The organism is Streptomyces fractus, from assembly GCF_049844455.1.
Lineage (GTDB): Bacteria > Actinomycetota > Actinomycetes > Streptomycetales > Streptomycetaceae > Streptomyces > Streptomyces fractus.
Genome location: NZ_JBMYHI010000002.1, coordinates 2,670,865 through 2,695,534, shown reverse-complemented (window position 1 = coordinate 2,695,534; position 24,670 = coordinate 2,670,865). Strand labels below are relative to the sequence as shown.

Below are 24,670 nucleotides of genomic sequence, written 5' to 3'. Positions count from 1 at the left end.
CTCCTCCTGGAGTGCACCTGTGAGACGCAGCAGACCATGGCGCCGAACCGCCGCCGGACTGGCGGCGGTCGCCCTGTTGGGTGTCGGCACCCCCGCGGCGACCGCCGCCGACTCCGCGGGCGGTAACCCCGCCACCGCGGATCACGCCGACGCCGGGCGGCCCGTCGCCGTCACCCTGATCACCGGCGACGTGGTCGACGCACGCGTCGGCACCGACGGCCGGGTCCTGTCGGCGGCCCCGCGCACCACCGACGCCACCGACCACCCCGCCGCCGTCTGGCAGGACGGCACGCACACCTACGTGTTCCCGCAGGGCACCGAGAAGCTCGTCGACGCCGGCACGGTCGATGCCGCGCTGTTCGACATAGGCAAGCTCGTCGCCGACGGATACGACGACGCGCACACCGACGCCGTACCCGTCGTCGTCTCCTACGAGGGCGGGCGCACCCCGCGCAGCGCCGCCCCCGGCACCAGGACGACCGCGAGCCTCGACTCGATCGGCGGCGCCGGTCTGGCCGTCGCCAAGAAGTCCGCCGCCGACGCCTGGAAGGACCTCGCCCCGCACGACGCACGGTCCAAGTCCGCCGGCGGCGTACGCAAGATCTGGCTGGACGCCAAGGTGCACGGCACGGCCGCGCCGGTCCTCGGCAGCCCGACCGTCCCGCTCACCGGCGCCACCACCGCGCACCGCGCCGGGCTCGACGGCTCCGGAGTGAAGGTCGCCGTGCTGGACACCGGAGTCGACGCCGACCATCCCGACCTGGCAGGACGCATCGCCGCCAGCAAGGTGTTCGTCACCGGCCAGGACGGCGTGGACCGCACCGGCCACGGCACGCATACCGCCTCGACCGTAGCCGGTACCGGAGCCGCCTCGAACGGCCGCTACGCCGGCATGGCCCCCAAGGCCGACCTTCTCATCGGCAAGGTGCTGGGCGACGACGGCTCGGGCACGCTGAGCGGCATCGTCGACGGCATGGAGTGGGCCGTCGCCCAAGGCGCCGGGGTCGTCTCCATGTCCCTGGGCGCGGACGGCGCCACGAGCTGCACGGGCCCGGACGTCGACGCCGTCGAACGGCTCGGCGACAAGGCACTGTTCGTCATCGCGGCGGGCAACGCCTCGCTGCACGGCACCGTCTCCACGCCCGGCTGCGCACCGAAGGCGCTGACCGTCGGCGCCGTCGACCGGAAGAACGACACGGCGTCCTTCTCCAGCCGCGGCCCGTCCGTGGACGGCATGAGCGCGAAGCCCGACATCGCCTCGCAGGGCGTCGACGTCGTCGCCGCGAAGGCGGGCGGCCGCGGCGATCAGGCCTACCAGTCGATGTCCGGCACCTCGATGGCCACCCCGCACGTCGCGGGCGGCGCCGCGCTGCTCCTCCAGAAGCACCCCGACCTGACCCCGGCGCAGCTCAAGGCGGTGCTGACCGACTCCGCGGCGCACACCGACGCGCCCGTTCTCGACCAGGGCTCGGGCCCGCTCGACGTCGCACGCGCGATCACCCAGCCGGTGCTCGCAGGACCGGCTCCGCTGCTGGGCGACTTCGCGTACCCGCAGGCCGGACTCGACCGAGTCGAGAAGCCGGTCACCCTGACGAACATCACGGACAAGCCCGTCATCCTCGCCCTGACCGCGCAGGACGTGCGCGGCGACGACGGCTCCCGGCTGTCCGGCTTCGCCGCGCCGGCCGAACACAGCGTCACCGTCCCCGCGAACGGCACCGCCGACGTCCCGGTCCGCATCGACCCGTCGGCCCGGCTCGACGCCGGTGACTACGGCACGGTCACCGGACGCCTCGTCGGCACCGGCGCCCACGGCACCCGCGTCACCGTCCCGTTCGGCGTGCACATGGAGGAGCCGTCCGCCGACCTCACCGTCAAGGGCATCGACCGGCACGGCGACCCGGCGGAGAACCCGTCGACGTTCCAGCTGTTCGACGACCACCGGGACACCGCGAAGGTGTACACGCTCGGCTCCCCGGACGCGGGCAGCACCACGATCCGGGTGCCCCTGGGCACGTACGCGCTCGGCGGCATGATCATGACGCGGGACGCGGCGAGCAACGTCGGCAGCGTCGACTCCGTCTCCCAGATGTACGACTCCGAGGTGAAGGTCACCGGCGACACCGTCGTCACCCTCGACGCACGGGACGCCCAGCCGCTCACCTGGGACACCGACCGGCCCAGCCGGCCGGCCGGGTTCGCGCTCGGCACGACCTTCGGTCTCGACGACACCGGGAAACTGAAGGCGGGCTACGCCACGGCCGTACCGTCCTACGTGAAGGGGGTGTACGCACAGCGGGTCTCCCACGACGACCGGCTCACCTTCCTCGCGTCGGCCCGCCAGGTTGCCCCGCCCGCCGAACTGAGCACCCCTGACGGCCGGGTCCTCGACTCGCTGCCGATGCAGCAGGGCACGGAGTTCGACGGGAAAGGCTCCGCCGAGGTCGTCCCCGTGGGCAAGGGCACCGACGAGAACTTCGCCGCCCACGACCTGACGGGGAAGATCGCCCTGGTCGACGCGGGCACCGGCGGAGGCAACGGGTACCTGTGGGCGGCGGCCGCGGCGAAGGCCGGTGCCGTCGGCGTGCTGGTGGCGGTCCCCGACAGCGAGGGCCGCTTCCAGTTCAGCGCCACCGACGGCGTGCCTCAGGCCTCCATCACCTGGGCCGACTCGCTCGCGCTCAAGAAGCTGGCCGAGCAGGGCACGGCCACGGTGCGCTGGTCCGGCACCGCGACCGCGAAGAGCCCGTACGTCTACAACCTCGCCTACGTCGGTCGCGGCGCGATCCGTCCGGGCACCCAGCGGGTGCACGACTCCGACCTCGCCGTCCGCGACGCCCGCTACCACGTGCAGAACCCGGACGACACGACGTACTGGTCGGACGTCCAGGTGGGGATCCCCGGCGTGAGTTCGGTCTGGGCCGGCGGCACCACGCTGCCTCTGCAAGCACCGCAGTCCCGCACGGAGTTCTTCACGCCGACCGGCTCGCAGGGACTGACGTGGACGACGCTGATGCGCCGGAACCTCGGCCCCTACGGCGGCACCGCCTACGACGGCCCGCACACGGTCGACAAGGGCCGCGCGACGGCCGACTGGTACAAGTCGCCCTACGGCCCGGTCCGCAACACCTACGACCGGCCGCTGATGACCCGCAACAGCGACCGCCTCTCGTACGTCGTCGCACCCTTCGGTGACGCGGGCGGGCACGACTCGACCATCGGGCAGCGGGACTATGGCACCCGCCAACTCCTCGTGAACGGCGAGCCCGTGGCGTCCACCTCGGGCATGTTCACGCTGCCGCAGGAGAAGACGGAGGTCACGTTCCGCCAGACCTGGCGGCGTACCGCGACGGCCGCCGACCGCACCGGTCTGGCCTACGGCACCGAGTGGACGTTCCCCTCGGCCGCCGCGGACCAGGGCGCCCAGCGCCTGCTCGTCCCGGTGATCGACGTGCCCAGCGACCTGCGCAACACGCGGCCGGCCGGTGAGACGACCACGATCGGGATCGGCGCCGTCGTCGACGGCACCGCGGGTCCCGTCGACCTGGACGGGGCGACGCTGGAGTACGCGTACGGCGACCAGAGCACCGTCGAGACGGTCTCCGGCTGGCACACGGCCCGCCTCGTGCGCACGAACGGCACCTGGCAGGCGACGCTCCCCGCGGACGCGCCCGCGGGCAGCTTCGTGCACCTGCGGGTCACGCTGTCCGACAGCCACGGGGCACGGGTGACCCAGACGGTCGTCCGCGCCTACGAGGTGCGCTGACACGACGTTCCCCCGGCCGACTCCGCGTCGTGCGGAGCCGGCCGGGGGAACGCGTCATACCGGCCCATGAAGAACGCGATGGGCATCGTCCCGGATCGCAGACCCGTCCCGTCCTTTCTATGCTGGTTACACCCGAATCGGCCAACAGGTCACTGCACGGTGTGCCCTCGGTCCGTCCGTTGCGGTCCTGATCCGGTGGCGAGCGTGCAGGAGGCGCGGCGATGCAGTGGCTCCGAGCCGTCAGGTCGTTGAATCCTTCGCCGAGCGCGGTGCCCTTGGGCGTCATGTTCGGTGTCGCGGTGGTGGACGCTTTCACGGGGCAGGAGTACAACCTGCTGCCTGTGTACGCCGCAGGAACCGGCGATCGCCGCAGCGCGGGGAACCATCCGGAACGTCGTGGCGATGGGGGGTGTCGCCGTCCTCCTCTGTCTCGTGTTCGCGGCGAAGGCAGACCGGTTCGGCGCCCTGCGGATGTACATCGCGCTGGTCGCCATCGCGTACGTCACACTCGGCGCCGTCTACGCCGCGTGGTCCAGGCTCAGGACCGAACAGCGCCTCGTGGACGTGCAGGAAGTGGCCAAGACGCTGGAGGACGTGCTCTTCGCCCCCCTGCCGCCGGTGATCGGCCCGGTCCGCCTCGGGGCCTCCTACGTCAGCTCGAGTCGGGCCACCCGCGTCGGCGGGGACCTGTATGAGGCGGTGGCCTCTCCCCGTGGAGTCCGCTTCGTGATCGCCGATGTCCAGGGCAAGGGGCTGGGCACCGTTCGGTGCGCGGCCGTGGTGCTGGCCGCGTTCCGGGAAGCCGGCCCCGAGCTCGACGACCTCGCGGAGGTCGGCCGCCGCATCGAGAACGCCCTGGACCGCAGAACGGACGGCCAACGGTTCGTGACCGGCATCCTCGCCCAGGTCGACCCGGCCGGGCGGCTCGTCGTGTTCAACCATGGTCACCCCGCGCCCTTGCTCGTCACCACCGACGGCCGAGTCCGTTATGTCGAGTCGGACGAGCCTGTGCTCCCCTTCGGGCTCGCCGCGCTGGCAGGCTCCGGCGACCAGCAGGACAGTGTCATGCAACTGACCCTGCACCCTGGGGACCGGCTCTTCTTCTACACCGACGGCCTGAGCGAGGCCCGGGACGGCGAAGGGCGGTTCTATCCCGTGAGCGAGCGGGCCGGACCGCTGCTGAGCGACGGCAGTCCCGAGGAAGCTCTGCGTCGAGTGCGCGTCGATGTCGCCGCCTTCACCGGGGCGCCACCTGACGACGACTCCGCCTTGCTGCTGGTGGAGTTCACCGCGGGGCCGACCGGTGAAGCCGTGGGACCTGAGCTTCGGAGTGCTCGCTCGGCGTCATGATGCGCGGGCAACTGCCGCGTCCCGACCAGGGATTAGCGGCGCCGGACAGGGCGGGCGCCACAGGTTGTGGGGTCAAATCCCGGGATGGCAAAGGAAAAGAAGGGGTCAAGTGTGCGTTCATGATCCAATCTGAGGTGCGTGCGGTGGGGCAGGGGAGTTAGCCTGGGAGTTGGTTGTCTGGGGCAACCAATGCGTCCGGGCGTGTGCCATTCGTGCCGGGCGCGGCGCCATGCGCCGACGGCCCCCGGACCGCCATCCCCCCCAACAAAGCACCACCACCATCGGCGCGCACGGAAACGAGCGGGCCGGTGATGTCAGGAGGACAGCCCATGCCTGCCGAGGCATCCGCACCTGTAGCCACCCCCACAGCTGCCCCCGCAACACCCCACGCGTCAGAACCCTTCCGTACCTTCGTCGAGGACAACCTCGACGCCCTCGTGGCCGACCCGGAGCGTGAGCTTCTGGTGTACGAGGACCGGAGGTTGACGGCGGGTCAGTTCCACTCGCTGGTGCACCGCATGGCCCACGCGATCACCGCCCAGGGTGTCGCGCGCGGTGCCACCGTCACCCTGCTCAGCGGCAATCTGCCCGAGACCATCGCGGCCCGCTACGCCGCCAACCTCGCGGGCTGCCGCGTCAACCACCTCTACAACAAGCTGTCGGCCGACGTGCAGGCGGCGATCGTTCAGGACGTCGAGACCGAGGCGCTGATCGTCGACCCGCGGTACGCGGACCGCGCCGAGGAGATCACGGGGAACGCGCCCGTGCCGCACGTTCTCGTACTGGGCGAGGACAAGCGCGAGATCGGGCAGGACCTGCTCGCGCTCGCCGCCGAGCAGCCCGCCGAGCCGTTCGAGTCCCGCGCCCGCCCCGACGACATATGCACCATCCGGCACACCGGCGGTACGACGGGCCACCCCAAGGGCATCGTCACCACCTTCGGGCAGGTCACCCGGATGAGCCGGATGATGACCCAGGTGCGGCCCGCCGAGGAGGAGTCGCCCCGGCAACTCGTGTGCACCACCATCGCGCACGCCGCGGGCATGCTGGCCGACGTCGTGATCCGGGCCGGCGGCGCCGTCGTGCTGCACGACGATTTCGACGCGGGGGACGTGCTCGACACCATCGAACGTGAGCGCATCACGCGCCTCTTCCTGCTGCCGCCGCTGATCTACCAGCTCCTCGACCACCCGGACTCCGCGCACCGCGACCTGAGCAGCCTGCGCGGCCTGACGTACGGCGGCTGCCAGGCGTCGCCCGCGCGGATCGCGGACGCCGTGCGCCGACTCGGGCCCGTGCTCGTGCAGTTCTACGGGCAGAACGAGGCCGGCGGGATCAGCGTGCTCACCGCCGAGGACCACGACCTGGACCGGCCCGAGCGGATGCGCTCCGCGGGCCGGGTGCTGCCGAGCGTGGAGGTCGCCATTCGCGACACCGACGGAAAGGACCTGCCGGTCGGCGAGTTGGGCGAGATCTGCGTCCGCTCCGAGGGCACGATGACGGGCTACTGGAAGCAGCCGGAGCTGACGGCCGAGGTGCTGCGCGACGGCTGGCTGCACACCGGTGACATCGGCTTCCTCGACGACGAGAACTACATCACCGTCGTGGACCGGCTCAAGGACATGATCGTGGTCGTCGGCGGTCACGTGTACACCACCGAGCTTGAGGACCTGCTCAACTCGCACCCGAAGGTGCTGCAGAGCGCGGTCTTCGGGGTGCGGGACGCCGACCGCATGGAGCAGGTGCACGCCGCGGTCGTGGCCGCGCCGGGCGTCGCCGTGGAGGCGGAGGAGCTGCGGGCCGCGGTGCGCGCGCAGCGCGGCGCGATGTACGAGCCGGCCCGCATCACCTTCGTCGACGCGCTGCCGCTGACGGACGCCGGCAAGCCGGACAAGAAGCTGCTGCGGCAGCGTGCGGAGGACGCGGTCTAGGCGGATGAGGGGGCGCCGTCTCACTGCACGCTGTAGCAGCGGATGACGATGGTGACCCCCTCCTCCGGGTTGCCCTCGTCGTGCGCGTGGCCGACGAAGACCGTGCGCGCGAGCCAGAGGTGGGCGGGGGCGTCGGTGCGGAACACCGGCGCGGTGCGGAAGTAGCCGGAACCGTCCACGTAGTAGCCGCGGTTGACGATGTCGATGACCGCGCCGTCGTCCGCCTTGAGGAGGTAGCGGGCCTCCAGCTCGCAGACGTCGCCGCGGGTGTTCGACCAGTCGCCGCCGCCGGGCAGGACCGTGCCGTTGAGGCGGGGGCCGCGCACGGTGCCGCCCGTGATGGGGGTGAAGTCGGTGCGCTCGCCGGCGCCGTGGCCGATGTGCAGCGGTTCGGAGACGTCGGCGCGGATCTCGAAGGCGTAGGAGAGGGAGGGGGCGTCGGTCATGGTGGTGTCAACTCCAGGTCGGGGGAGGGGGTTTGGGAACTAGCTGTTGCGGCTCGGTTTCCATCCCGGGCGGGGTACCGAGTCGAGCAGGGCGCGGGTGTACGGGTCCCGGGGCTGGGTCAGGACAGTGCGGGCGCGGCCTCGTTCGACGACGCGGCCGTGGCGCATGACCGCGATGTCGTCGCAGACGTGCTGGACGACGCCCAGGTCGTGCGTGATGAACAGGTAGGCCACGGGCGTCCGTGCGCGGATCTCCGCGAGCAGGGTGAGGATCTGCGCCTGTACGGATACGTCGAGCGCGGCCACCGCCTCGTCGAGGACGAGGATCTTCGGCGAGACCGCCAACGCCCGTGCGATGGCTACGCGTTGGCGCTGACCGCCGGAGAGTGCGCGCGGCAGCGAAGCGGCCTGGCGTTCGTCGAGGCCCACCTGGTCGAGGTGTTCCGCGACGCGCCGGTCGAGTGCGGAGCCGCGCAGGTCCGTGTGGAGGGCGAGGACCTCGGCCACGCAATCGCGCACCCGCTGGCGGCGGTCCAGGGAGGCGTACGGGTCCTGGAAGACCATCTGGACCTCGCGGGCGGCCCGGCGGCGTTCAGCGGTGCGGCGGGGTGGGCGTGGACGCTCCCGGCCGGCGAGGCGGATGGTGCCGGCCGTGGGGCGTTCCAGGCCCGCGATCATCCGCGCCGCGGTCGTCTTGCCCGAGCCGGATTCGCCGACGACGGCGAGGGAGCCGCCCGGCGCCAGCGTCAGGTCGATGTCCTCGACCGCGACGAGATCGCCGAACTCCTTGCGCAGTCCGATGACTTCGAGCGCGGCGGAGGGGTGCGGTTCGGCGGTGTCAGGCGTCATCCGTGGGCTCCTCGGGGTAGTGGCAGGCGGCGACGCCGTCACCGACGGGGCGGGGCTCCGGGCGCTCGACGCGGCAGAGGTCGCGGGCCGCGGGACAGCGTGGCGCGAACGCGCAGCCCGCGCCGGTCTCGAACGCGGACAGCGGCCGGCCCGGGATGGCCCGCGGCGGCCTGGCGTCCGCCCCCGGAGCCGGGCGGGAGGCGAGCAGCGCCCGGGTGTACGGGTGCCGGGCCGACTTGTGCAGCCGGTCGGCCGGGACCTCCTCCACCACCGAACCCGCGTACATCACGGCGATCCGGTCGCACACGGCCGCCGCCAGGTCCAGGTCGTGCGTGATGAACAGCATCGCCAGGCCCCGGTCCTTGCGGGCCTCGTCGATGATCGCCATCACCTCGGCCTGCGTCGTGACGTCGAGCGCCGTCGTCGGCTCGTCCGCGAGGAGCAGCCGGGGCCCGCCCGCGAGCGCCGCCGCGATCATCACCCGCTGGAGCAGCCCCCCGGACAGCTCCGGCGGGCGCTGCCGCAGCCGGCGCTCCGCGTCGGGGATGCCGACGTCGCGCAGCAGGGCGGTGACCGTGGCGGTGGCCTCGCGCGGCCGGGTGCCGCGCGCGATCAGGCCCTCGGTGAGGAAGTCGCCGACCGTGCGTACCGGGTTGACGTGGGCGCGCGGGTCCTGGTGGATCATCGCCACGTCCGTCGAGCGCAGGGCGCGCAGCGCGGCGGGACCCATGGCCGGGACGGACGTGCCGTCGACGCGTACGTCGCCGTCGAGCCGGGCCCCCGGCGGCAGCAGCCGCAGCACGGCCCGCGCGGTGAGCGACTTGCCGGAACCCGACTCGCCGACCAGGCCCACCGCCGTACCGGCCGGCACGGACAGGTCGACGTGGTGGATGACGGGCCGGTCGGCTCCGCCCACCGGCAAGGTGACGCGCAGCCCGCGGATGTCGAGGAGCGTCATCGGGTGGCCTCCTGCCCCAGGGGGTGTCGGGACGGCCGCTTGTCGGGCAGGCCGGTCCGGGCCCTCGGCGGCAGCGGCAGTCCCAGTACGGCGCGTGGTTTGACCGGAGTGTCAACTCGCGGCACCAGTACGGTGGTTGGCAAGTCGTGGATGTCGAGGAGCGTCATTGGGAGGCCTCCTGCCCCAGGGGGTGTCGGGACGGCCGGTTGTCGAGCAGGCTGGTCCAGGCCCCCGACGGCAGTAGTAGCCCCAGTACGGCGCGTGGTTTGACCGGAGTGTCAACTCGCGGCACCAGTACGGTGGTTGGCAAGTCGTGGATGTCGAGGAGCGTCATTGGGAGGCCTCCTGCCCCAGGGGGCGTCGGGACGGCCGGTTGTCGAGCAGGCTGGTCCGGGCCCTCGACGGCAGCAGTAGCCCCAGTGCGGCGCGTGGTGGTCGGCAAGTCGTGGATGTCCAGGAGCGTCATCGGGTGGCCTCCTCTCCCAGGAGCCGTCTGGACAGGCCGTTACCGAGCAGCGTGCAGGCGATCACGAACACGACGATCACGAGGCCCGCGTACAGCGACTGCTCGGCCCGGCCGGCCAGCACGCCCGACGAGCCCTGCGCGACCATCAGCCCCCACTCGGCGGTCGGTGGCTGCGCGCCCAGGCCGATGAACGAGAACGCCGCCACGTCGAGCAGCGTGTAGCCGAACGACACCGTCACCTGCACCAGGACGAGCGGCAGCAGCGCGGGTGTCAGATGGCGCAGGCAGATCCGCCACCCCGACATGCCGAGCATGCGCAGCGCAGACACGTACGGCAGATGCACCTCGCGCACCGCGGCGCCGCGCACGGTCCGCGCGACGTACGGGAGGTAGGCGACGGACAGCGTCACCACCGCGACCTGGAGGCCCGCGCCGAAGACGGCCGCGCCGACCACGGCGAGGATCAGGCCGGGGAAGCCGAACACCACGTCGAGCGCGGCCGAGACGGCGCTGTCGTACCAACCGCCCAGCCACGCCGCCGAGATGGCGAGCGCCGTGCCCACGAGGCTCGCGGCGAGCGTCACCACGGCGGGCGCGAACAGGCTGAGCCGGGCCCCGTACAGGATGCGGGAGAGGATGTCCCGGCCGGTGTCGTCGGTGCCGAGCCAGTGCGCGGCCGTACTGCCCTGGTACACCGCCAGCGGGTCCACGGCCTCGGGGTCGTACGGGGCGAGGAGCGGCGCACACACGGCGGCGACGATGACGAGCGCCACCACCGTGCCCGAGGCGATGAGCACTCCGTTGCCGCGCGCCGCGGCCCGGCTGCGGCTCAACACACCGGTTCTTGCGGCCAGTTGGAGAGTCGTCATGCCGACGCCTCCAGTGGTGTACGCCGGTCGAGCAGCGCCGATACGACGTCCACCACGGTGTTCACGCCGATGAAGAGGACGACGCTGATCAGCGCGAGCGCCTGCACCACCGCCAGGTCCTGCTTCGCCGCGCTCTGCACGAGCAGCGCCCCGATGCCGTTGACGCCGAAAGCCTGCTCGACGATCGCGCAGCCCGCGATGAGGCCGGCGACCGCCACCCCGGAGACGGAGAAGATGGGCGCCGACGCGTTGCGCAGGACGTGTTTGCGCACCACGAGACGCTCCGGGAGGCCCCGCCCGCGCGCGGTCTGCACATGCTCGGAGGCCAGTTCGGCGCGCACCGCCGAGCGCGTCACCTGGGCGACGTACGCCAGCCAGGTCGCGGCCAGCGCGAGCGCGGGCAGCGTGAGGTGTTCGAGCCGGCCGGCGAAGCCCTCCCCGCTCCCGTACGCGGGAAACAGCCGCCAGCGGACCGAGAGCCCCCAGATCAGCAGCACCGACATCACGAAGGTCGGCACCGCCATCAGCGTCGTCGTCACGACGGTCACGACCGTCTCGCCCCAGCCGCCGCGCAGTGCCGCGAGCGTGCCGAGGGCCACGCCCACCACGATGATCAGGACGGCCGCGAAGGCGACGAGGAACAGCGTGTTGCCGAGGCGGTCGCCGACGAGGTGCGCGACGGAGTCGCGATAGCTGAGGGACTGGCCGAGGTCGCCGTGGAAGAGCGCGCTGAACCAGCGCCAATAGCCTTGCAGGAACGGGTCGTTGAGGTGGTACTGGCGGTGGATCTCGGCGAGCAGCCGCTCGCTGGGCGGCTTGCCGCCGCCCACCAGGAGCGTCGCCGGGTCGCCGGGCGAGAGGAACAGCGCCCCGTACACGGCGACGCTCGCGACGAACGCCGTCGCGGCCAGCATCGCGGCCCGCCGCGCCATGAAGCGCCAGATCATGAGGACTCCCGGCCGGTGCCGCCGATCAGCGCCGCCCACGGCATGTTGATGTAGGCGAAGGAGGCGGGGGCGCCGCTGAGCCGCTTGTTGAGGAACATCCGCTCGTAGGGGCAGGCGATCGGCACGATCGGGTAGTCCTTCGCGTACAGCGCCTGCGCCTCGGTGAACTCGCGCGCGGCGGTGTCCGGATCGGTCGTCGCCCTGGCGGCCATCAGATGTGAAGTCACCTTGCTGTTGCGGTAGTTGATCCAGTTCATCGGGGACTTCGGGTTGGTGAGCATGTCCGCGTAACTGAGCGGATCGGGGATGTCGACGAAGCCGATGGCCATGGTGGCGTCGAGGCCCTTGCGCAGCGCCGGGTTGAAGAACAGGCCGGACATCTGGGTCGGCTGGAGCTGCCGGATGACGACCTTCAGGCCGATCTTCTTGGTGGCGGCCTGGAGGAAGGTGAGCGTCTGGAGGGACTGCTGGTCGCCCGCGGCCATCGCGATGGTGAGCGTGCGGCGCTTCGGCGCGGCCCCGTCGACGAGCTTCTTCGCCTTGGCGGCGTCCGGCTCGGGCGGCTCGGGCAGCGCGGCGTACCCCTTCGCGTACACGTCCTTGGCCTCGCTGTTCTTCCAGACCAGCGACGGCATGAAGGTCTTCTGCCGCTGGGCGGCGCCGTCGAAGACGTTCTTGATGAGGGCATCGCGGTCGAGGACGAGGGAGAGCGCCTGCGTGATGCGGTGGTCGGCGACCGGCGAGTCGGGGCCTGTCGCGCTCAGGAACACGGTCTGTGCGGAGGGCCCGTAGTAGAGCTTGCCGGTCTTCGCGCCGCGCAGCGCCTTGGCGGATGTCGACGGCAGCTCGTAACTCCCGTCGATCTGACCGGACATGAGGGCGCTGGTGAGCGTCCCGTTGTCGGTGATGAAGCGGAACGTGAGCTTTTTGACCTTGGGGCGCAGCGCGCTGTCCCAGTACGCCGGGTTGCGCACGGCGGTGATCGACTCGCCGGGGTGCCAACTCGCCAGCTTGAAGGGCCCCGTGCACATCAGGCCGCCGCGCGCGGTGCCGTACGACGTCCCGGCCTTCTTGAGGTACGTGGCCTTGCCGACGGCGCCGAACCCGTTCACCAGGAACTTCAGGAACAGTGAGTCGGGGGCGCTGAAGCGGACGGTGACCTGGTGCTCCGAACTCGCCCTGATGGTCGTGACGTTGGCGAGGACCGGGGCGTTGACGCTCTGCGTGGCGGGCACGCGCTGGCGCTCCAGGCTCGCGACGACGTCGGCCGCGGTCATCGGGCTGCCGTCCCAGAAGCGCACGCCGTGTCGCAGGTTCAGGACGAGGGTCTTCGGGTCGGGCTGCCGCCAGGACGTGGCGAGGCCGGGCGCCGTGGAGTAGTCGGGCTTCAGGCGGATCAGCGGCTCGCAGAGGTTCGAGGCGGCCGTGCTGGGGGAGTAGTCGCCGGCCTTCGCCGGGTCCAGCGTGGTCGGCTCGCCCATCGGCAGGTTCCACGTGACGTGGTCGACGGTGCCGCGCGCGGGAGGAGTGGTGGGCGTGAGCCTGATGGCGCCGGGGCGGTCGGAGGTGCCGTTGCCGCCGGAGGAGCAGGAGGTCAGCGCGAGCGCGGTGGCCAGGGCGGCGAGAGGGAAGACGGTGAGTCGGGGAGCGTGCATGAGTGTGCTCCTGAGGAGTGGAGTGCAGGGGTGGTACGGGGCCTCCGCTGTGGGGGTGCGGGTGCGGGTGCGGGTGCGGCGGGTGCCGGTGTGCGTGGGCGCGGATCAGCCGCGTCCGGGGACGACCGAGACGGTGAGGCGCGAGGGTGCGGCGCCGCCGGTGCGCAGCGTCTGCGTGGCGGGCTTGGCCGCGGAGGTGGTCCACGGGTTCTCCTCGCTGCCCGACGAGGGGAGGAACAGCGGGTAGTCGCTGGAGGCGAGGAGGATGCCGAGCCGGTGTCCCGGGCGCATCCGGTAGCCGGTGTGCCCGAGGTCGACGCGGATCTCTTCGGGCGCGATGTCGGTGCGTACGGAGACCTCGCCGCGCGCGATCAGGCGGGCGCGCCCGTCGGGTCCTACGTCCATGAGCCGGGCGAAGACGTCGAACGTCGGGGCCGTGCTGGTGACATGGAGGTGCAGGGCCAGGGGTCCGGCCAGGTCGAGCGCTCTCGTGAGCGGCGCCCCGGAGAAGACGAGGGTGTCGTCGCGGCCTGCCGTCCCGGCGAGGTCCGGGTAACTGTGCAGGTATGCGAACGAGTTGGGCACATCGGAAGGAACGAGCGCCTCGGGGTCGTACGCCCATTGGGTCGAACTCGGCTCCTTGGGCGGGGAGTCGGTGAGGGCACCGCCGGGAAGCGGGCCCGCCGCCTCCTCGGGTGCGGCCAGCCAGAACGTGCGGTCGGTGCTCTCGGGCGGCGGCCAACAGCTGGACGTACGCCACCCTGCGTGCCCCAACTCCCAGCGCACTTTGGGCAGTTCCGAGGCCGGCCGGTCTCCCTTGAGGAATACGTCGAAGAACTCGATCGCGGGGCCGACGTACTGCGGAAGCATCCGGTCGAGGGCCGCGGGGTTCTCCGCATGATCGGTGTCCTCGGTGGCGGGTGCCTCGGCGAGGCGGTAGTTCTCGTGGTCGACCGCGCCCGCCCACAGGTACTGCACCGCGTCCCAGCCGGGGCGCGCGGCCAGCGCCGCGTAGTCCCGCAGGTGCGGGATCAGGATGTTGTCGAACCAGCCGACACAGTGCAGCACCGGCACCGGGCGCGCGTCGTAGGGGTGCCTGCCCCGCGCGGGGAACAGGTCGGTGAAGTGCGGCACCAGCGTGTCGAACCAGGCGGAGCGGGCGCCGATGGCCCGGAACGCCTCCTCGTACTGCTCGACGACGGGCCGGACGGCGCGGTCCGGCTCGAAGTCGTACAGGCCCTGGTCCACCCAGTAGTGGGCGTAGTACTCGATGCCCTCCAGCCAGACGGGGCGGCCCACGCCGGGCGGGTCGTGCGGGCCGCCGCCCTGGGTCGTCGCGTTGAAGTCGACCGTGGTGACACGGGGCACGACGGCGCGCAGCGCGGGGTGCTCGGACGCCACCGCCGCCCACTGCGTGAATCCGTAGTACGAGTCGCCGAACATCCCCACCAGGCCGTCGGACCAGGCCTGTTGGACGATCCAGTCGATCGTGTCGTAGCCGTCGTCGCACTCGCGCAGGAACGGCAGCGTCTGGCCCTCGGAGCGGAACTTGCCGCGGACGTCCTGCACGACGACCGCGTAGCCGTGGGCGGTGAAACGGGCCGCGATCTCGTCGAAGTACACGTAGCGGCTGTTCTTGTCGTACGGCAGCCGCACCAGGACGGTCGGGAACTCGACCTCCGGCCCGCCGGGCAGATAGAGGTCCGTGGCGAGCCGGATCCCGTCGCGCATCCGGACCCGGAACTCCTGGGCCCGTGGGCACCTGGGGGCCGGGCCGACACGCGTGAAGGTGAAGGTCATGAGGGTGGTCTCCCGGAGCAGGGATGGACAACGTCGTGATGCAACAATGTTGTATGACAACATTGCAGCTCCGTGTGAACGCGGTCAACCCATTGCGTTAAGGTCGGCGACATGCCGATCGAGGTAGACGAGGCCAAGCGGCTCGACGAGATCGCGACCGCCACCATTCAGGTCGCAAGGGACCGGGGCGTGCGCTCCGTGACCATCAGGGCCGTGGCCCAGCAACTCGGCGGCTCCACGGCGATGGTGACCAACTACGTCTCCAGTCGCGCCGCCCTGATGATCAACGCGCTGCACCGTGCGGAGGCCGACTGGACCCGCGAGATGGAGCGGGCCCTCGAGGGCGTCGAGGGCGAGGAGAAGCTGCGCGCGGCCGTCCGCTGGATGTGCACCACCGAGCAGGACGACGAGGTGCTGCGTCGGCTGATGATGGAGATCGCCGGAGCGGGGCCCGGCACCGGCGTCGACGAGGTGCGCGTGGCGAGTGCGCGCAGCGACTACAAGGGGCTCGTCGAGCTGGTCGCCGAAGCGGGCCTGCCCGACGCGGAGTTGAGCGGGGACGTCCTTCATCTGATCCTGCGCGGCTACTGGCTGGCGACCCTGGAGGACGCCGAGAGCTGGCCGGCAGAGCGCGGCGAGCGGGCGATCCTGGCGGTCGTCGACCGGCTGCGCGGATCGGGCGGCTGAACTCCCGCCTCCCGGTGGGCTGTTGACATTGCCAGACGTGGGGCCGCGCTCTGTCCGCGTCATGCAACGCCGTTGTATGACGCGGCAGTGGCCGGCAGGCAGCGGGCAGTGGAAGAGGTGCGCCATGGAAAATCCGGGCCGAGACACCGAGTTGTGGCAGCGCTCAGCGACGGAACTGGCCGCCGCGGTGCGGGCGAGGGAGGTCACGTCCTACGAGATCGTCACCTCCTGTCTCGACCGCATCGAGAAGACGAACCCCGAGGTCAACGCGCTGGTCGAGGTCCGTCCCGAGGAAGCGGTCGCCGCCGCGAGACGGGCCGACGCCGCCGTCGCGGCAGGTGAGGAGCTGGGTCCGCTGCACGGCGTGCCCGTCTCCATCAAGGTGAACACCGAGCAGCGCGGCCACGCCACGACGAACGGTGTGGCCGCACTGGCCGGTGCCACCGCCGCCGAGGACGCGGCCTGCGTCGCTGCGCTGCGCTCCGCCGGGGCGATACCGCTGGGGCGCAGCAACGTCCCCGCGTTCTCGCTGCGTTGGTTCTCCACGAACGACCTGCACGGGCGGACCCTCAACCCGTGGGACGCCGCGCGCACGCCCGGCGGGTCCAGCGGGGGAGCGGCGGCCGGAATCGCGGCGGGGATGACTCCCCTCGCGCAGGGCAACGACATCGGCGGCTCGATCCGCTTCCCGGCGGCCTGCTGCGGCGTGGTCGGGCTGCGGCCCACCGTGGGGCGAATCTCCGGCTGGGCGCCGCCCGCGTACGCCGACACCCCCGAGGGGCGGGTGCCGGTCCATCTCCCGCCCACCGTGCAGGCCTGCGCGGTGCAGGGGCCGCTCGGCAGGACCGTGGCGGACACCCGGCTCGCCCTGCACGCCATGAGCGCGTCCGACCTGCGCGACCCCTACGGCGTCCCGGCGCTGCCCGGCGCCCGCGGCAGGGGCCCGACACGGGTCACGCTCGTCCGGGGCAACGAGGACGCGAAGAACCACCCGGCCGTCGACGCGGCCCTCGACGCCGCCGCCGCGCGGCTCGCCGACGCCGGGTACGAGATCGACGAGGTGCCGGCCGAACCGCTGCTCGCCGAGGCCGCGCGGCTGTGGCTGCTCCTGCTCACCGAGGACACCCGTCCGTTGCTGCGGGTCGTGGAGCAGATCGGCGACGACGCCATCCGCACCGCGCTGGCCCGGCACTTCGAGGCGGCCGCCGCGGTGTGGGGCGAGCGGCCCGACCTGGAGACGTACATCGACGGTTGGGCACGGCGCGGCACCCTCGTCACCGCCTTGCAGCAACTCCTCGGCGCCGACCGCCTGTTGCTGACCCCGGTGTGCGCCGAGCCGCCCTTCGAGCAGGACGCCGACCTGGCGGACGAGGCACGGGCCCTGGAACTCTTCCCGGCGATGTGGCCGATGACGTCGGTACCGATCCTGGGATTCCCCGCCGTGACCGTGCCGACGGGCACGCACGACGGGGTACCGCTCGGAGTGCAGCTCGTGGGCGGCCGCTTCACCGAGGACGCGCTCCTCGACGCCGCACAGGCAGTGGAGGAGCGGTCGCCGGCGAGCAGGTCGTGGACGTAGACCCGTCCACGATCCGCCCACGACCCACCCCCGACCCGCCCCGTACCCGTCAGCGCACCGCGACCCCCGGCCCCAGCGGTATCCCGAGCGCCCACCACGCGAGGAACAGCAGCGTCCACGCCGCGGTCATCGCGATCGCCAGCGGCAGCGTGTACGCGGCGAGGGTGCCGATGCCCGCGTCCTTGCGGTAGCGCTGGAGGAAGCCGAGGGCCATCACGAAGTACGGGCTCATCGGTGTGATCGCGGTCGACCCGGAGTCCGCGATGCGGAACAGGGCCTGCGTCGTCTCGGCCGGCACGTGCGCAAGCATCAGCATCGGTACGAGGACGGGCGCCGCCAGGGCCCACATCGCGGACCCGCTGGTCACCATGACGTTGACGACGGTCAGCAGAAGCAGGATCAGCAGGAACACCACCACGATCGGCATCCCGCTGTGCTCCAGGAGTTCCGCTGCCCGCACCGCCAGTACGTCGCCGATGTGCGTCCAGTCGAAGTAGGCGAGGAACTGGGCGATCGCGAAGAACAGCACCAGTACCGGCGCCATCTGCTTCACGCCCGCCGCCATCAGCTTCGGTACGTCGCCGGGCTTCGCGATCGAACCCGAGCGCGCCCCGTACACGATGCCGGTGAGCGCGAACAGGACGGCCACCACCGCCGCGATGCCGTCGATGAACGGCGACTCGACGATGCTGCCGCCGTCCCCGCGCAGCGGAGAGGACGTCGGGGCGAGCGCCGCCACGACCAGCAGCAGGCCGCCGCCGAGCGCGAGCAGCGCCCGCCGCAGCGCGGACCGCTCCCGGTCGCTGAGGTCCAGCGTGCCCAGGTCCTCGACGTCGGCGTCCGGGTCCGGGTCGAGATCGGGCCGCTTCGCCAGCACCCAGCGCGTGACCAGCGTGATGACGGTGGCGAGCAGGAGGGAGGAGGCGATGTTGAAGAACCAGTTGGACAGCGGTGACACGTACGCGTCGTCGCCGCCCGTGATCTTCGCGGCGGCCGTCGTGATGCCCGCGAAGATCGCGTCGTTCGGCGTGGGCACCGGGCTCGCGTCGTACCCGGACGCGATCGCCGTGTACGCCACGACGATGCCGAGGATCGGGGAACGCCCCACGGCACGGAAGGCGAGCCCGCCGAGCGGAACCAGGATGATGTACGCGGCGGCCGACGCGACGTGCGCCACCGTCCCGGCGAACGCGACGGCGAACACCACCCACGACGCGGGCACCCGCGCGACCCCGACCTTCATCGCGGCGGACAGGAAGCCGCTGCGCTCGGCGACCGCGACGCCCATGATGACGACCACGATCGTCGCCATCGGCGGGAACTCGGCGAAGTTCGACACCATCGTCGACACCGCCATGGCGAGCCCGTCGCCGCTGAGCAGGTTCTGCACGGCGACCGTCTTGTGGTCGGCGGGCGATACCACGGACACGTCGAACCCGGCGAGCACCGCGCTGACGACGGCGAGCACCGCCGACAGGATCCAGAACAGCCAGAACGGGTGCGGCAGTCGGTTCCCCGCCCGCTCGACGACACCGAGCGCGCGGATGACGAACGGCAGCCGTGCCGCCTCGGACCCGGCTTCGGCCTCACCGGGCGATGGTGCCTCTCTCTGTACGGTCATGGTGACGGCTCCGAACTAGCGTGGCGGGGACGGGAGTTGGTGGTTCCGGAAGAACGCCCACATCACCTTGTGGGCCTGGATCGTCTGCGTCGTGTAGCCGCCGCCGCTGTAGCCGTCGGCGCCCGGCCAGGTGTGCCCGCCGTCGGTGACCGCGACGTGCTCCACCTCCGCGCCGCCCGCGCAGCCCGTCCACCGCGACGTCGTGATGTCGGGGCCGGTGACCTTGTCGGGTGTCCGGCCGCGGCAGCCGTCCCGGTCGGCCCACTCGCGCACCCAGTCCTGGATGGCGGGCAGCCCGCGGTCGGCGTCACCCGCGTACGGGATGGTGGTGTCGCCGGTGCCGTGGAAGTCGAGGACGGGCACCGGGCGCTCCGGGGCGCAGCCGCCCTCGCGTGTGCCCGGGTAGAAGGCCCCGGCGACCGGTGCGACGGCCGCGAACCGGTCGGACATCCGGCAGGCGAGCAGGCCGGTGAACCCGGCGCCGTTCGACTTGCCGGTGGCGTACACCCGCCGCTCGTTCACGCACAGCGAGCTTTCGAGGGAGTCGAGGAGATCCTTCGTGAACGCGACGTCGTCGACGCCGGCCGCCGCGTACGGCGCGCCCTGCCAGGCCTGCCGCTCACCGTCGCCGGTGCCGATGACGCCGTTCGGGTAGGCGACGATCGCGGGCAGCGTGGAGAGGCGCGAGAACGCCTCCGTGCCGGCCCCGGTGTTCCCGCGCCCGTGGTAGGCGACGATGAGCGGCCAACTGCGGTCTGGCGTATAGCCGTTGGGAAGGTGCAGTTGATACGTGCGCTCGCGGCCGCCGTTGGTCATGGTGTGCTGGGCGCTGGTGCCGGGTGGCTGCGGGGCGGGGGCTTCGCAGCCGGTGGAGTGGGCGGCCGACGAGGTGTGGGCCGGGGACGCGTGGGCCGGTGCGAACGGTACGGCGGCGAGCGCGGCGGCCAGTACGCAGGCACGCCGAAGTAGACCCTTCATGTGCGGCTCCAAATGAGGGTTGCTGGGAGGGGCGGGGGCTTACAGGTCGAGCCATTCCTCGACGAACGCCGATACGCGGTCCACGGCGGCGGCCACGATGGCCCGCCCGTCCTCGGCCGTGACCGACGTCGGGTCGCCGAGCACCCCGTTGGCGCTCAGTTCGTCGTAGGGCAGGGTCAGCGTCGGCTGCGAGAAGGAGCGGGCGAGTCGGGCCTCGGGCTTCAGTCCGTCGAGGGCCACGGAACCCGGCTCCAGGCGGTCCTGGTGCACCAAGTCCGGTGCCAGGTGCAACATTTGGGCGGTCTCCGCCTCCCCGCTGTGCCCGCTGACCTCGCTCACGCCCAGCTCCGCGATCACGCCGGACGCGAGCGACGTGACCGGCGTCCAGGCGAAGCGCACGTCGGGGTGGGACACGAGGAGGTCCTGCGCCACCGTGGTGAGCGTCGCGTTGTTGCCGCCGTGCCCGGTGAGCACGAGGAACCGCCGCCAGCCGTGCCGCCGCAGGCTCTCCACGTACTCGCGCACGACGGCGGCGAACGTGGTCGTCGTCAGTGTCACCGTCCCGGCGAACGCCATGTGGTGCGGGGAGACGCCGACCGGGAGCGGCGGGCCGATCACCACGCGTCCGGCGAGCCGGGCCCCGACGAGGTCCGCGATCCGCTCGGCGCGGATGGTGTCCGTGGCGATGGGCATGCCCGGGCCGTGCTGCTCGTAGGCGCCGGCGGGGATGAGGACGACGGGGGCGCGGGTGACGGCCTCGGCGGCCTCCTCGGTCGTCAACTCGGCGAGTTTCAGCGGCTGTTCGGTGGTCACGCCGGTTCACCTCCGTCGGGGAACTCGGCGCCGAGCACGGTGTCGCGGATCGCGGTCAGGTGCGCCCGGGTCAGCCGCTCCGCCGCCGTCGCGTCGCCTTCGCGTACCGCCTCGACGATCTGGAGGTGCTCGGCGTGGTCGCGCTCCCGGTCGTTATAGCGGTGCCGGATCTCGACCTGGTCGCGGGCGCGGACCTGGAGCAGCGCCTCGACGGTCTCCTTCAGCAGCGCGTTCCCGCTGGCCGTCGCGAGCGCCACGTGGAAGTGCACGGAGCGGCGCAGCGACTCCTCGGGCGGGAGCAGGGCGTTGGCCGCGGCGTGCTCCAACTGCTCGACTCCTTGCGGGAGTCGGATGCGGGCCGCCTCGGCCGCCACCGCCGGTTCGACGACGAGGCGTGCCTCGACGAGTTCGAGCACGGACCGCCGGGTGGTGCGCGGTCGGTGCGGATTGGCGAGCAGCCGCCGCTCGATGCCGGGCCCGACGTACGTCCCCGAGCCGTGCCGGAACTCCACGACCTGCATGGCCTCCAGGCGCCGCAGCGCCTCCCGCACGGTCGGCGTCGTCACCTCGAACCGCTTGGCCAGTTCGCGCGAGGAGGCCAGGGCGTCGCCGGGGATGAGCCGTTCGGTGCGGATGATCTCGACTATGTCGTCCGCGAGGCGCTCGGACAGCGAGGGTTGGTCGGCGTAACTCATAAAGTGAATAGATCACTTGCTCAGTGAGAGTGTCAACGGTTGTGAGACTCGGGGTGGCCGGTCTGGGATCGGCTGCCAGGGTGGTGTCGGTCGTCCCGCCGTGTCGTGACTCTTGTCAACGGTGGCCCTCAGAAGGTGCCTTCGCATGGACTTGTCCGACGTGGTGGGAGCCGACGCCGCTCTGGCCCACCTCGGTGTCCTGATCAGGAGATTGCCCGCCGTTCACGGCGTGGCCCGTCACAGTCCTGGCCCGGAGTGACTCTCACCCAGACCGACGCCGGCCGTCAGCGGCCGAACCGTTGGTCCCCGGAGGGAAAGGCACCCGACCACCGTGACGATCGTCGCGCACAGCCACCCGTACGTCATCGGCGTAGACACCCACGCCCGCAACCATGTCCTGGTCGTCCTGGCCGCCCCGACCGGCGAACTGCTCGATACGGCCGAGTTTCCCACCAGCAGATCCGGCATGACCCGGGCGGTTGCCTGGGCCGCTCGCCGCACCGGCGGCGACCTCACCGCACTATGGGTCATGGAATGCATCGCGACCTACGGCGCTCAGTTCGCCCGCACCGTCGCCGACGCCGGCTACCAGGTCATCGAAGCACCTCGGATGGGGGTACATCGCGGCAAGGGCAAGTCCGACCCGATCGACGCACGGCGCATGGCCGAGGCCGCGCTCCCGCTCGAGGAGCACGAGCTGCGCCACCCTCGCGCCGACGAGGGAGAACGCGCCGCGTTACGCGTTCTGGTGACTGCCAGAGACCAGATGACTGACGAGCGGACCGCGCACGTCAACGCGCTGAACGCATTGGTCCGGGCCGTGGACCTCGGCATCGATGGGCGTCGGGCACTAAACGGTCGGCAAATTCTCGAAATCTCCCGCTGGCGCACCCGCGAAGAGCCTGTCGCAGCGATGGCTGCTCGGGCGGAAGCCATGCGCCTGGCCAAGCGCATCGTCGCCCTCGACGAGGAACTGAGCGCCAACGTGAAGTCGATGACAGCGTTGGTGCGGGCAACGCCGGCCGCGGGGCTGCTGGACAAACCCGGGATCGGGCCCGTCACCGCAGCTGTCGTGATGACGGCCTGGTCCCACCACGGGCGGGTGCGTTCCGAAGCCGCCTTCGCCTGCCTGGCCGGCGTGAACCCGATCCCTGCCTCCTCGGGGAACACCGTGCGCCACCGACTCAACCGCGGTGGAGACAGACGCCTGAACCGAGCCCTGCACATGGCCACAGTCAGCCGCATGATCCACGACTCCGACACCCGCGCATACGTCGAACGCCGGACCGCTGAAGGCCGCACCAGCAAGGAGATTCGGCGGAGCCTAAAGCGCTATCTCGCACGCCAGATCTACCGCCATCTCAACAGAGCCGACAGCCCACCCCCATCGACTTGCGCATCATAGGAGAGTCCGTGCACGACTCGGTCGAGCAGGCCTACAGCACCCCGCGCTCCATCGCCACGACCACCGCCCGCGTCCGGTCGCTGACGTCCAGCTTCGCGAAGATGCGCAGCAGGTGTGTCTTCACGGTCGCTTCGCCGATCACGAGGCGCTTCGCGATGTCGGGGTTGGACAGGCCGTCCGCGACCGCCGTCAGGACGTCCACCTCGCGCACGGTCAGCGCCGTCTGCGTCGGCCGGCGCAGCTTCGCCACCAGTTTCTGCGCCACCCGCGGGGCGAGCACCGTCTCGCCGCGCGCCGCCGAGCGGATCGCGTCGACGAGCTGTTCGCGCGTGGTGTCCTTGAGCAGGTAGCCGATCGCGCCCGCCTCCACGGCCCGTTCGATCTCGGTGTCCGTGTCGTACGTCGTCAGGATCAGGACGCGGGTGCGGCTCGGCCCCGCGACGATCCGCTCGGTCGCCGCCACCCCGTCGAGCCCCGGCATCCGCAGGTCGAGCAGCGCCACGTCGGGGCGCAGCTCCTCGGCGAGCGCCACGCCGGAGCGGCCGTCGTCCGCCTCGCCGACGACCTCGATGCCGGGCTCCGGCGCGAGCAGGGCGACGACGCCGGCCCGCATCACGGTGTGGTCGTCGACCACGACGACACGCAGCTTGTCCGGTTCCGTCATGCCGTCTCCGTAGGTTGTGGGGCGGGCAGGGAGGCGAGGACCCGGGTGCCGTCGCCGAGCGAACTGGTCACGGACAGCTCGCCGCCGAGCTCGGCGAGCCTTCTGCGCATTCCGTCGAGGCCGAAGCCGCGGGCCTCGGCGACGTCGAAGCCGTTCCCGTCGTCGGTGATCTCCAGATCGATGGCGTCCGGGCCCGGCGTCAGGACCACGATCACCGTGGAGGCCCCGGCGTGCTTGCGGACGTTGGCGAGCGACTCCTGCGTGCAGCGCAGCAGCGCGATCCGGGTGTGCTGGTCGCAATCGACGTCCACAAGCTCCGCGTCGACGGCGATCCCGGTGTCCTCGGCGAACCGGTCCAGGGTGCGCCGCAGCGTCCCGGCCACCGGCCCCTGCTCGGCACCGCCCGGCGGTGGCGTCGCGCCGACGAGGGCGCGCGCCTCCGCGAGGTTCTCCCGCGCCGTGTGCTCGATGGACGTCAACTGCTGTGCCGTGCGGGCCGGTTCGGTGTCGATTCCCGCGCGGGCCGCCTCCGCGAGGACCACGATGGAGGCGAAGCCCTGCGCGAGCGTGTCGTGGATCTCCCGGGCGAGGCGGGCCCGCTCGGCCGCCGCGCCCTCCCGGCGCAGCGCCTCGGACAGATCCGCCTGCGTGCTGGCCAGTTCCTCCCGCAACCGGGCCCGGTCGTCGCGTACTTCGAGGGCGCGCGGCGTCACCGTCACGATCAGCACGGCGGCCGCGTACACCGCGAGGGTGGAGACGCCGTTGCGGGTCAGTGCCTGCGCTCCCCAGCCCTCCCGCAACAGCCCGCCCACCGTGATGGCGACGGCCCCGAGGCCACTGCCGATCAGGGCGCCGCGCCGGCTGTCCGCGTAGACCACGAACTGGGCGAGCGTCACGGTGAACAGAACGCCGAACCCGTCGCGCAGATAGGCCAGTTCACCGAGTACGACGACCAGCAGCGCCAGGTACGCGTATCCGCCGACCGCCCCGTCGCGCCCCCACCGCCGCACCGCCAGGTTCGCGGTACCGAGCACGGCCAGCAGCGCGAGCGACCCGTACCGCTGCCCCGCCGGGGAGTCGCCCAGGACGGTGATCAGGGCCAGCAGGCCCAGGATCGCCCAGGAGAACAGGTCCCAGGAGTGCAGGAGCCAGACCCAGAAGGGGTCGCCGCGCCGCGGCCGTTGCAACATC

The 24,670-nt window shown here is 71.8% G+C and carries 19 protein-coding genes; 6 read left to right on the top strand and 13 right to left on the bottom strand.

Features of this window, described 5'->3' with window-relative positions; all coding sequences use genetic code 11:
• Positions 1–19: 19 nt before the first annotated feature.
• The 3 genes from ACP4E5_RS13980 (at position 20) to ACP4E5_RS13970 (ending at position 7,047) form a co-directional block, all read left to right on the top strand.
• On the top strand, positions 20–3,766 hold the full coding sequence (locus ACP4E5_RS13980; RefSeq protein ID WP_425828524.1) for a S8 family serine peptidase: 3,747 nt from the start codon (positions 20–22) through the stop codon (positions 3,764–3,766).
• 402 nt (positions 3,767–4,168) lie between these two features.
• Positions 4,169–5,116, top strand: coding sequence for a PP2C family protein-serine/threonine phosphatase (locus tag ACP4E5_RS13975; protein ID WP_425828522.1), 948 nt, complete (start codon positions 4,169–4,171; stop codon positions 5,114–5,116).
• A gap of 329 nt (positions 5,117–5,445) precedes the next feature.
• The gene (locus tag ACP4E5_RS13970; protein WP_425828520.1) at positions 5,446–7,047 is read left to right on the top strand and encodes an AMP-binding protein; all 1,602 of its coding nucleotides are present in this window, start codon (positions 5,446–5,448) and stop codon (positions 7,045–7,047) included.
• A 20-nt stretch (positions 7,048–7,067) separates the two neighbouring features.
• Here the strand turns inward: ACP4E5_RS13970 and ACP4E5_RS13965 are convergent, their stop codons facing one another.
• From ACP4E5_RS13965 to ACP4E5_RS13935, 7 genes are all read right to left on the bottom strand, one after another.
• Entirely contained in the window at positions 7,068–7,493 is a 426-nt protein-coding gene (locus ACP4E5_RS13965; RefSeq protein ID WP_425828518.1) for a DUF3237 domain-containing protein, read from the bottom strand.
• 39 nt (positions 7,494–7,532) lie between these two features.
• The gene (locus ACP4E5_RS13960) at positions 7,533–8,342 is read right to left on the bottom strand and encodes an ABC transporter ATP-binding protein (protein WP_425828516.1); all 810 of its coding nucleotides are present in this window, start codon (positions 8,340–8,342) and stop codon (positions 7,533–7,535) included.
• Positions 8,332–9,300, bottom strand: a complete 969-nt coding sequence (locus ACP4E5_RS13955) for an ABC transporter ATP-binding protein (RefSeq protein WP_425828514.1) — start codon at positions 9,298–9,300, stop codon at positions 8,332–8,334. The genes ACP4E5_RS13960 and ACP4E5_RS13955 overlap by 11 nt, the downstream gene beginning before the upstream one ends.
• 462 nt (positions 9,301–9,762) lie before the next feature.
• On the bottom strand, positions 9,763–10,635 hold the full coding sequence (locus ACP4E5_RS13950; protein WP_425828512.1) for an ABC transporter permease: 873 nt from the start codon (positions 10,633–10,635) through the stop codon (positions 9,763–9,765).
• Positions 10,632–11,582, bottom strand: coding sequence for an ABC transporter permease (locus ACP4E5_RS13945; RefSeq protein WP_425828510.1), 951 nt, complete (start codon positions 11,580–11,582; stop codon positions 10,632–10,634). The genes ACP4E5_RS13950 and ACP4E5_RS13945 overlap by 4 nt, the downstream gene beginning before the upstream one ends.
• Positions 11,579–13,237, bottom strand: coding sequence for an ABC transporter substrate-binding protein (locus ACP4E5_RS13940; protein WP_425828508.1), 1,659 nt, complete (start codon positions 13,235–13,237; stop codon positions 11,579–11,581). Before ACP4E5_RS13940 ends, ACP4E5_RS13945 begins: the two co-directional genes overlap by 4 nt.
• Before the next feature lie 105 nt (positions 13,238–13,342).
• Complete coding sequence (locus ACP4E5_RS13935; protein ID WP_425828506.1) at positions 13,343–15,037, bottom strand: CocE/NonD family hydrolase; 1,695 nt, start codon at positions 15,035–15,037, stop codon at positions 13,343–13,345.
• A 111-nt stretch (positions 15,038–15,148) separates the two neighbouring features.
• On the opposite strand from ACP4E5_RS13935, the gene ACP4E5_RS13930 reads away from it, so the two are divergent.
• Positions 15,149–15,724 (top strand): TetR/AcrR family transcriptional regulator, encoded by a 576-nt coding sequence (locus ACP4E5_RS13930; protein ID WP_425828504.1) that lies wholly within the window; start codon positions 15,149–15,151, stop codon positions 15,722–15,724.
• A 124-nt stretch (positions 15,725–15,848) separates the two neighbouring features.
• Positions 15,849–17,303, top strand: a complete 1,455-nt coding sequence (locus tag ACP4E5_RS13925) for an amidase (protein WP_425828502.1) — start codon at positions 15,849–15,851, stop codon at positions 17,301–17,303.
• Positions 17,304–17,352: 49 nt separating this feature from the next.
• Here the strand turns inward: ACP4E5_RS13925 and ACP4E5_RS13920 are convergent, their stop codons facing one another.
• The 4 genes from ACP4E5_RS13920 to ACP4E5_RS13905 are packed head-to-tail and all read right to left on the bottom strand — an operon-like array spanning position 17,353 to position 21,410.
• Positions 17,353–18,924, bottom strand: coding sequence for an AbgT family transporter (locus ACP4E5_RS13920; protein WP_425828500.1), 1,572 nt, complete (start codon positions 18,922–18,924; stop codon positions 17,353–17,355).
• Positions 18,925–18,939: 15 nt separating this feature from the next.
• The gene (locus tag ACP4E5_RS13915) at positions 18,940–19,902 is read right to left on the bottom strand and encodes a CE1 family esterase (RefSeq protein ID WP_425828498.1); all 963 of its coding nucleotides are present in this window, start codon (positions 19,900–19,902) and stop codon (positions 18,940–18,942) included.
• 39 nt (positions 19,903–19,941) lie between these two features.
• A complete protein-coding gene (locus tag ACP4E5_RS13910; protein WP_425828496.1) occupies positions 19,942–20,715 on the bottom strand; it encodes a creatininase family protein in 774 nt (257 codons plus the stop codon).
• A complete protein-coding gene (locus tag ACP4E5_RS13905; RefSeq protein WP_425828494.1) occupies positions 20,712–21,410 on the bottom strand; it encodes a FadR/GntR family transcriptional regulator in 699 nt (232 codons plus the stop codon). Before ACP4E5_RS13905 ends, ACP4E5_RS13910 begins: the two co-directional genes overlap by 4 nt.
• A 331-nt stretch (positions 21,411–21,741) precedes the next feature.
• On the opposite strand from ACP4E5_RS13905, the gene ACP4E5_RS13900 reads away from it, so the two are divergent.
• On the top strand, positions 21,742–22,815 hold the full coding sequence (locus ACP4E5_RS13900) for an IS110 family RNA-guided transposase (RefSeq protein ID WP_425824813.1): 1,074 nt from the start codon (positions 21,742–21,744) through the stop codon (positions 22,813–22,815).
• A gap of 31 nt (positions 22,816–22,846) precedes the next feature.
• Here the strand turns inward: ACP4E5_RS13900 and ACP4E5_RS13895 are convergent, their stop codons facing one another.
• A complete protein-coding gene (locus ACP4E5_RS13895; RefSeq protein ID WP_425828492.1) occupies positions 22,847–23,479 on the bottom strand; it encodes a response regulator in 633 nt (210 codons plus the stop codon).
• Positions 23,476–24,669 (bottom strand): sensor histidine kinase, encoded by a 1,194-nt coding sequence (locus tag ACP4E5_RS13890; protein ID WP_425828490.1) that lies wholly within the window; start codon positions 24,667–24,669, stop codon positions 23,476–23,478. Before ACP4E5_RS13890 ends, ACP4E5_RS13895 begins: the two co-directional genes overlap by 4 nt.
• Position 24,670 lies beyond the last annotated feature (1 nt).

Coding starts and splice junctions, on each gene's coding strand:
- ACP4E5_RS13975 (WP_425828522.1), top strand. CDS start 4,169: ATGGGGGGTGTCGCCGTCCTCCTCTGTCTCGTGTTCGCGGCGAAGGCA.
- ACP4E5_RS13970 (WP_425828520.1), top strand. CDS start 5,446: ATGCCTGCCGAGGCATCCGCACCTGTAGCCACCCCCACAGCTGCCCCC.
- ACP4E5_RS13965 (WP_425828518.1), bottom strand. CDS start 7,493: ATGACCGACGCCCCCTCCCTCTCCTACGCCTTCGAGATCCGCGCCGAC.
- ACP4E5_RS13960 (WP_425828516.1), bottom strand. CDS start 8,342: ATGACGCCTGACACCGCCGAACCGCACCCCTCCGCCGCGCTCGAAGTC.
- ACP4E5_RS13955 (WP_425828514.1), bottom strand. CDS start 9,300: ATGACGCTCCTCGACATCCGCGGGCTGCGCGTCACCTTGCCGGTGGGC.
- ACP4E5_RS13950 (WP_425828512.1), bottom strand. CDS start 10,635: ATGACGACTCTCCAACTGGCCGCAAGAACCGGTGTGTTGAGCCGCAGC.
- ACP4E5_RS13945 (WP_425828510.1), bottom strand. CDS start 11,582: ATGATCTGGCGCTTCATGGCGCGGCGGGCCGCGATGCTGGCCGCGACG.
- ACP4E5_RS13940 (WP_425828508.1), bottom strand. CDS start 13,237: ATGCACGCTCCCCGACTCACCGTCTTCCCTCTCGCCGCCCTGGCCACC.
- ACP4E5_RS13935 (WP_425828506.1), bottom strand. CDS start 15,037: ATGACCTTCACCTTCACGCGTGTCGGCCCGGCCCCCAGGTGCCCACGG.
- ACP4E5_RS13930 (WP_425828504.1), top strand. CDS start 15,149: ATGCCGATCGAGGTAGACGAGGCCAAGCGGCTCGACGAGATCGCGACC.
- ACP4E5_RS13925 (WP_425828502.1), top strand. CDS start 15,849: ATGGAAAATCCGGGCCGAGACACCGAGTTGTGGCAGCGCTCAGCGACG.
- ACP4E5_RS13920 (WP_425828500.1), bottom strand. CDS start 18,924: ATGACCGTACAGAGAGAGGCACCATCGCCCGGTGAGGCCGAAGCCGGG.
- ACP4E5_RS13915 (WP_425828498.1), bottom strand. CDS start 19,902: ATGAAGGGTCTACTTCGGCGTGCCTGCGTACTGGCCGCCGCGCTCGCC.
- ACP4E5_RS13905 (WP_425828494.1), bottom strand. CDS start 21,410: ATGAGTTACGCCGACCAACCCTCGCTGTCCGAGCGCCTCGCGGACGAC.
- ACP4E5_RS13895 (WP_425828492.1), bottom strand. CDS start 23,479: ATGACGGAACCGGACAAGCTGCGTGTCGTCGTGGTCGACGACCACACC.
- ACP4E5_RS13890 (WP_425828490.1), bottom strand. CDS start 24,669: ATGTTGCAACGGCCGCGGCGCGGCGACCCCTTCTGGGTCTGGCTCCTG.